Origin of the sequence: Tabrizicola sp. (assembly GCF_034366665.1) — a bacterium.
Classification (GTDB): domain Bacteria; phylum Pseudomonadota; class Alphaproteobacteria; order Rhodobacterales; family Rhodobacteraceae; genus Tabrizicola.
The window spans coordinates 1-6582 of sequence record NZ_JAXMMF010000091.1; the positions used below are offsets into that span (position 1 = coordinate 1).

At 64.8% G+C, this 6582-nt stretch carries 8 protein-coding genes and 1 pseudogene; 5 read left to right on the plus strand and 4 right to left on the minus strand.

All coding sequences use genetic code 11. From position 1 onward, the window contains the following. Positions 1-141: 141 nt before the first annotated feature. The 3 genes and pseudogenes from U1E69_RS12090 to U1E69_RS12100 form a co-directional block, all read left to right on the plus strand. Positions 142-342: pseudogene (locus U1E69_RS12090) on the plus strand (sigma factor-like helix-turn-helix DNA-binding protein); the annotation flags it as partial. 41 nt (positions 343-383) lie between these two features. Next, positions 384-1727 carry a histidine kinase dimerization/phosphoacceptor domain -containing protein gene (locus U1E69_RS12095; protein ID WP_322244623.1) on the plus strand — a complete coding sequence of 448 codons (1344 nt, stop codon included), beginning with the start codon at positions 384-386 and terminating at the stop codon, positions 1725-1727. Further along, positions 1681-2040 (plus strand): hypothetical protein, encoded by a 360-nt coding sequence (locus U1E69_RS12100; RefSeq protein WP_322244624.1) that lies wholly within the window; start codon positions 1681-1683, stop codon positions 2038-2040. The genes U1E69_RS12095 and U1E69_RS12100 overlap by 47 nt, the downstream gene beginning before the upstream one ends. A 54-nt stretch (positions 2041-2094) precedes the next feature. Here the strand turns inward: U1E69_RS12100 and U1E69_RS12105 are convergent, their stop codons facing one another. Genes U1E69_RS12105 through U1E69_RS12115 form a run of 3 tightly spaced genes read right to left on the minus strand, consistent with a single transcriptional unit; the run spans position 2095 to position 4071 of the window. Next, positions 2095-2994, minus strand: coding sequence for a hypothetical protein (locus U1E69_RS12105; RefSeq protein ID WP_322244625.1), 900 nt, complete (start codon positions 2992-2994; stop codon positions 2095-2097). Further along, positions 2987-3403 carry a phage holin family protein gene (locus U1E69_RS12110; RefSeq protein WP_322244626.1) on the minus strand — a complete coding sequence of 139 codons (417 nt, stop codon included), beginning with the start codon at positions 3401-3403 and terminating at the stop codon, positions 2987-2989. The genes U1E69_RS12105 and U1E69_RS12110 overlap by 8 nt, the downstream gene beginning before the upstream one ends. Continuing rightward, positions 3403-4071: a hypothetical protein gene (locus U1E69_RS12115; RefSeq protein WP_322244627.1), complete on the minus strand. Its 669-nt coding sequence runs from the start codon at positions 4069-4071 to the stop codon at positions 3403-3405. The genes U1E69_RS12110 and U1E69_RS12115 overlap by 1 nt, the downstream gene beginning before the upstream one ends. Before the next feature lie 220 nt (positions 4072-4291). On the opposite strand from U1E69_RS12115, the gene U1E69_RS12120 reads away from it, so the two are divergent. Next, on the plus strand, positions 4292-4453 hold the full coding sequence (locus tag U1E69_RS12120; protein ID WP_295072261.1) for a DUF1328 domain-containing protein: 162 nt from the start codon (positions 4292-4294) through the stop codon (positions 4451-4453). A 127-nt stretch (positions 4454-4580) separates the two neighbouring features. On the opposite strand, the gene U1E69_RS12125 is transcribed toward U1E69_RS12120, so the two are convergent. Further along, positions 4581-5063: a hypothetical protein gene (locus U1E69_RS12125; RefSeq protein WP_322244628.1), complete on the minus strand. Its 483-nt coding sequence runs from the start codon at positions 5061-5063 to the stop codon at positions 4581-4583. Positions 5064-5204: 141 nt separating this feature from the next. On the opposite strand from U1E69_RS12125, the gene U1E69_RS12130 reads away from it, so the two are divergent. Continuing rightward, the coding region (locus U1E69_RS12130; RefSeq protein WP_322244629.1) for an AI-2E family transporter at positions 5205-6582 on the plus strand (1378 nt) is incomplete at its 3' end.

Sequence of the window (6582 nt, forward strand, 5' to 3'; positions counted from 1 at the left end):
GTCATGCCGCCGTGCCCTTCAAAACCTATTGAAGTCCATAATGAAATTGAAATCGCAAAGCAGAAACCCGCGCCACTTCCGGAGGTACCTTGCGGAAATCATGTGAAAACCACGCAGTGAAATCGTGAAGGAAAAGCGACACTGGTCGGCGCATCCGGTTTTTCCTGCGAAGAGGCGTCCGAAATGATGGGTGTTGCCATCGGCACGGTCAAAAGCCGCGCTAGCCGCGCCCGGAAACGTCTGGCAGAACTGCTGCACCTGAAAGACGGAGAGGACATGTTTTCCGGCACCGACGGAGCAACCCAGGCAGTCGTGATGCGCACGGCTGCAGCCGGATTCTGATCCGTCAGCTGAAAGCGTTTCTCTCGTTCAGAAGCCTTGGTGTGCGCCTTGGCTCGACGATCATCCTTGCGCTGATGCCGCTTGGCGTCCTGTCGGTCGTCCAGACCCGTGATGCGCTGTACCAGGTGGATCAATCCACGCTGAAGGGTGTCGGCGGGGCGGCGCTTCAGGCGATGCGCGACCAGATCGAAGTGATCAAGGAAGCCCAGGTGTCGGCCCGCGTGCTGGCCTCGGTCGTCGGTCGCCCCACCGGGGGCGGCCCGTCCTGTGTCCAGCAGGTCACCTCGGTCAAGCGCGAGATCGCGCAGGCCACGGTGGTGGCCTACGTCCCGAAAAGCGGGCTTGTGACCTGTGCGTCGACGGGCAAGGTCTATGATCTGGCGGGCAACGAGGACTTCCAGAAGATGCTGGAACTGCCCTTGCCCAGCCTGATCTACGATGCGCAAGGGCAGCTCTCGCAGCAGGCGGTTGTGGGCGTCCGGCATCCGGTCTTTGCCCCGGATGGAAGCTTCATGGGCTTTGTGGTGGTCTCGCTGGCCTATGGAGCCCTGTCCCCCGAGGCCTATGACGATTCCGTCGCGATGTGGAACCCGGTCTACTTCGCCTCCTTCACCGGCGATGGAAAGGTCCTGGTCTCGTCTCAGCCGGATCTGGCGCCAGACGCTGCAATTCCGGGCAATCATACCGTCGCCGAGCTGGCACGATTGTCCAACACCTCGTTCTTCGTCGAAGAGGGGAATTCCCGGCATATCCTGTCGGTGGTCACGGTGGCGCGGAACCTGTTCCTTGTGTCGGTCTGGCGGCCGGACAACGCCAGCTTCTGGACCAACATGGCGGTTCCCTACCTGATGCCGGCCCTGACCTGGATTGCCGCCCTGGTTGCCGCCGCCTTCGCGTCCAATCGCCTTGTCGTCCGCCATGTCCGCGCGTTGTCCCGGTCGATGACCGACTATGTCACCTCGCGGCAGCGGATGCAGATCCCGGACATGGACGGTGCCCCGGACGAGATCCAGCGCCTGCACGCCGCTTACGAGCTGATGATCCGCACCATCGAGCAGGAAGAAGCCGAGCTGCAGAACCTTGTCGTCGACAAGGATGTCCTGATCCGCGAAGTCAGCCACCGCAGCGGCAACAGCCTGCAGATCATCGCCTCGATCATGCGGATGTACCGGCGTGAGGCGGCGGACCAGAAGTTGCGCTCGGTGCTGGACGGGCTGATCAACCGGGTCATCGCCCTGTCGTCCACCCACACCAGCCTTTACACCTTGTCGGGCCAGGGATGTCTCGGTCGACGAGATCCTGTCCAATGTCATCAAGCGGCTGAAAGAGATTCACGGCGTGGCGCTGGGCGTCGCCTCGAAGCGGCTGCAGCCGGTCCGCATTGACGCCGAAGCCGCTGTGCCCCTGGCCCTTGCCCTGGCCGAGGCGATCGGCTGCTACTTCTCGCGCGGGGGGTTGGGCAAGGACGAGGTTTCTGTCGCCCTTACCGAAAGCGACGGCACCATCCGCCTCAGCGTCGAGGGGCCCGAGGTGGCAGAGCTTCGTCCGCAACTGACCGATGGTCTGGTCTCGCTGCCGCAACGGATGCTCAAGCAATTCGCGGCGCAGCTTTCCGGGACGGTCAGCATCCGGCTGGAAGAGGGCCGCGCGACAGTCGATCTTGTCTTTCCCCGGCGCAATCCGCTGCGGCGGACATGAAAGAACCGGCCCACAACGGGGCCGGTCCACTCTGTTCAGGCCAATCTCTGCAAGTCAGTGGTGGCGCGCCGACGTCTGGTGTTGCCCGGACGGCGTGAAGACCGAGGCCGCACTGGCGATGTCGCTTTTCAAAGCCGAGCCCAGCGTCTGCGCCAGTTCGCTGGCCTTTACCGCCTCGGACTTTGCCGCGGTGATCGCATCGTCCAGCAGCCGGTCGCGTGCCTCGCCCATCAGGCGATCCTCGGTCTCGGTCTGCGGGAACAGGAAGGCCAGGGCCACCCCTGCCGCTGCCACCAGGGCACCGGTCAGCAGCGGGTGTTCTTCCACCTGCGCGCGGCCCTTTTCGGCCAGGGCGATCCGGCCCAGGTAAACCTTCTCGCGGGCCTGCAGGGCCTGGTCGCGAGCGGCCTCGGTCAGCGACTCCAGCCCCTTGCCCAGCACAGTGCGCGTCTCGACCGCCAGGGCCGACATCACCTCGGCGCGGTGCTTGGCCAGTTGCGCCGCCGGGGCAAGGCCCCGCCGCGCCGCGTCGTCGATCTGGCGCAAGAGCTGCTTGGCGTTCAGACGCAATCCACGCGCCTCGGTCAGCCAGTCCTCCTCGGGGTCCACCGGTTCGGGGGCGGGCGGGCCACCTTCGTCTTCCCAGCGCGTCAGCGCCTCGAACCGCGCCGGAACCGCCACGGACCCCGCGTCATCCCGGTCGCTGATCGCCTTGCGCCCAAAGATCAGCGCGGCGATGGCCACCCCGGCTGCCGCTGCCGCCATCGGATGGCCGCGCACCACGCCATCCACCCGCGACACCAGCGGTTGGGCCTGCGACATCAGCGCGGCCTTGCCTTCGGAAATCAGCGTTGCCGGGTCCAGACGATGCCGCAGCGCCACCAGGGCCTGCGCCAACGCCTGCCGGTCGCGTTCCAGCGACTGTTCGATCTCGGTCATGCTTCGTTCAGACATGTCGTGCTCCTTCGTTGAGGCCGGCCTGCATCGCTTCCGCGTCGCGCCGGACGCCACGCAGCGCCCGGTCCGGCCAGATCCCGCGCAGTTGCAGTGCTGACCGACCGGCCAGCACCAGGATCAGCGCCAGCACACAAAGTGCGACGCCGACGATCAGCGAGGCCCAGGCCGGGCCAATCCCGGTCGCCGCCAGCGCTGCAACAGCGGCACCGGCCAGCACATTCAGACCGACCAGGGCAACGATCGCCGCGATGGCAATCTTCACCAACCCACCCACGGCGTGCTTCACGCCCTCGGTCGCCTCGGCCTTGGCCAGCATCAGCTCGCCCCGGACGAGACGGCCAAGGCTGCCAATCACTTCGGACATCAGGGTCCGAATGCCTTCGGTCTCTGGTTCGCTCCCGCGCATCAGACCCGCGGTCCCTGGCCGTAATCGCTGTCATGCTCGGCCATCCGGCGCTTGCTGGAAGACCGGATGAAGCGTGCCGCCGCGAAACCGACCACGGCCGCCGCTGCCATGAACGCCCCGGGATGACGCTTGGCCAGCGTCTTGACGTCCGCCGTCAGGTCCGAGACCGACCGCTGCCGCAGCGCGTCCGAGGCCGAGTGCAGACCCTGCGCGACCGATGTCATCACCCGCGACTTCAGCGCATCGCTGTCGCCTTCGCCCGAGGCGCGCTCCAGCGTTGCGGCCAGCCGCTCACCGACGTCCGACAGGCTTTCGCGGGCCATGTCCGCCTTTTCGACGGCCACGTCCTTCACCGCCGACAGCGTCGAACCCGCGCCGCTGACGATGGCCTCTTTCGTGTCGTGCGCCATGTCCTGCGCCTTGCCGACGATGCTGCTCACGCGGGAGCGGCCCTCGTCCATCGCATCCGACGCCGCGTCCTTGACCGACGAGGCCGTGTCGCGCACCGACTTGCCGAACTCGTCGACGTTGTGCTTCACGGTTTCCGCCGTGGTCCCGGCAGCATCCATCGCGGCCTTGCCCGCGTTCTGGATCTTGCGCTCCATCTCGCTGGTGGAAGCCGACTGCATCTGGCCCCGGTTCGCCGTGTCCTTGTCGTTCGCGTTCATCGCAGTTCTCCTGAAATCCGTTGGGATACTTCGTCCGGCGCTGTCGTCGCGGCGCCGTCAGTCTGGGAATACAAGTCCTGAAACGGCCATCCGGTTCCCACGCTTCCGTCCTGTCCCGAAATCTTGCGGACCCCAGGGAACCGATCCGGCCCAACCGGTGTTCATCATCCAATCTGACGCTTTGCCCTGCGGGGCTTTCTGAAATCAAAGGAGAAAACCCATGCTTGGCTGGGCTGTGACTTTTCTGATCATCGCGATCATCGCCGGCGTTCTGGGCTTTGGTGGCATCGCTGGCACTTCGGCCGGGATCGCTCAGATCCTGTTCGTCATCTTCATCATCCTGTTCGTCATCTCGCTGGTGCGCGGAATGATGACCAGGTGACCTCTGTCCCCTGAGGAAGCGGTCCTTCCCTGCCGCCTTCCCTTGACTGGGCTGCGATGACCTCGCAGCCCTTTTTTCATGCGGAACAGCAGTATGGGGAACAGCAGTATGGGGAACGGCGGTAAAGTCAGGCGACGGCCCGGATGGCCCGCGCTGCGCTGACGCGCAATTCGGTCGAGATGCCGTCCAGATCCAGCGTGCCACCGATGCGCTGCAGGAATTCGACCAGCGACCCCACGGCCCGACCGTCCTGCAGGATCAGATCGATCCGCCCGCGCCGCCGCCGCAGCGCCGACCGGAAGGTCAGCACGGCGCACATGATCGAGAACACCGTCTCGCTTTCATCGCCATCCGCGGCAAGGATCAACCGGTCCAGCCCGCCCGCCGCCTGCAAGGTGGAATTCAACGCACCCAATGACGCGCTCTGGCGGAAATCGGTCAGGATCATCTGCGCGTCGGGTACCGCCAGCTCGGCCAGGGTCATCTGCACCACGGACCGCCCGGCGACAAAGACCCGTGCCCCCGGATCCAGCGCCAAGGTTTCGCGTGGGAGGGCAAGCACCGCGTCATTGATCAGGATGACCTTCCGCCCGGATTCCACAGTCGCCATCTTGACCTCCGCCATCTTGACCCGATCGCACTTAACCCTGCCGCAACGCTGAACGGGCCACGCAGTTCCCGAGAAACGTCAAACTTGCGGGAACCGCGATGGTCCAGGGGCGTTCTCACTCCGGTTTAGCCGGGGGACAGAATGCCAAAGACCGATGACGTCGTCATGACGCAGAAAGATCGTGCAGATCTCTGGTCCGGCCCTGGCCACTCCATCGTCTCGCTGACCACGCTTGCCACCATCATCGCCGTCGTCGCAATCCTTTATGTCGCGCAGGACCTGTTCCTGCCGTTGGCCCTGGGGATGCTGTTCGCCTTCATCCTGACGCCCGTGGTGAATTACCTGCGCCGTTGGGGGTTGCGCGACATGCCTGCGGTGATCGTGACCGTGCTGGCCGCCGGAGCTTTGGTGGCCGCCTTTGTCCTGGTCCTGGCCTACCAGATCAGCCAGATCGGCATGAACCTGCCGCAGTATCAGGGCAACGTCCTGACCAAGGTCGACACGATCCTGGACGCAGGCGCGGACAGCAAGATCATCGCCCACCTGCAAGGCATGGTCGAGCGGATCTCCGAACGCATCTCTGCCGACCCCGAGACTGCGAACCCGACGATGAAGGTCGAGGTCGTCGAACAGCCGGGGGTGCGCGAATGGCTGACCAACATCATCCTTCCCGCACTGGCGCCCGTGGGGATCTTCGGCCTGATCTTCGTCGTGGTCATCTTCGCGCTGCTGGAACGTGCGACACTGCGCGACCGGCTTGTGCAGCTGATCGGCGGTGCCAACATTCTGGCCACCTCGCGCCTGCTGGCCGAGGCAGGGGGCCGCGTCTCGACCTATCTTCTGGCGCAGCTTCTGGTGAACGTCATCTATGCGATCCCGATCTGGCTGGGCCTGTGGATGATCGGCGTTCCCAATGCGCTGTTCTTCGGTCTGGTCACGCTGGTCCTGCGCTTTGTGCCCTATATCGGCTCGGCGATTTCGGCGATCCTGCCCTTGCTGATGGCCTTTGCCGTCTCGCCCGACTGGTCGCTGGTCCTGTGGACCGGGGCGCTGTTTCTGGTGGTCGAGTTTACCACGTCGAACATCATCGAACCCTGGTTCTACGGCAGCCGGACCGGAGTCTCGCCCCTGGCCGTCATCGTGTCCGCCATGTTCTGGACCTGGCTCTGGGGGCCGATGGGGCTGATCATCGCAACGCCGCTTACCGTCTGCCTTGTCGTTATCGGCCACCACGTACCCAGCCTGCGACTGTTCCCGATAATGTTCGGCGACAAGCCCGTCCTGGCCGACTCGGCCCGGCTTTATGACCGCCTTCTTGCCGGCCGGATCATCGAGTTCACCGAGGCCGCAACGACCTCGACCTCCAAGCATTTCCTGGCCGACTACTACGACAAGACCGCGATCCCGGCGCTGGCGTTGGCTCAGGCTGACCATTCGGCGGGCCTGTTGTCGGACTATCAGACCCAGCGCATAGCCAGCGCCGCCTGGACCCTGACCGAAGAACTGGACTCGGTTGTCG

Bases quoted from the DNA above. Each gene is read 5' to 3' on its own strand.
- U1E69_RS12110 (WP_322244626.1), bottom strand. From the start codon at position 3,403: ATGCGCGGGAGCGAACCAGAGACCGAAGGCATTCGGACCCTGATGTCC.
- U1E69_RS12115 (WP_322244627.1), bottom strand. From the start codon at position 4,071: ATGAACGCGAACGACAAGGACACGGCGAACCGGGGCCAGATGCAGTCG.
- U1E69_RS12120 (WP_295072261.1), top strand. From the start codon at position 4,292: ATGCTTGGCTGGGCTGTGACTTTTCTGATCATCGCGATCATCGCCGGC.
- U1E69_RS12125 (WP_322244628.1), bottom strand. From the start codon at position 5,063: ATGGCGACTGTGGAATCCGGGCGGAAGGTCATCCTGATCAATGACGCG.
- U1E69_RS12105 (WP_322244625.1), bottom strand. From the start codon at position 2,994: ATGTCTGAACGAAGCATGACCGAGATCGAACAGTCGCTGGAACGCGAC.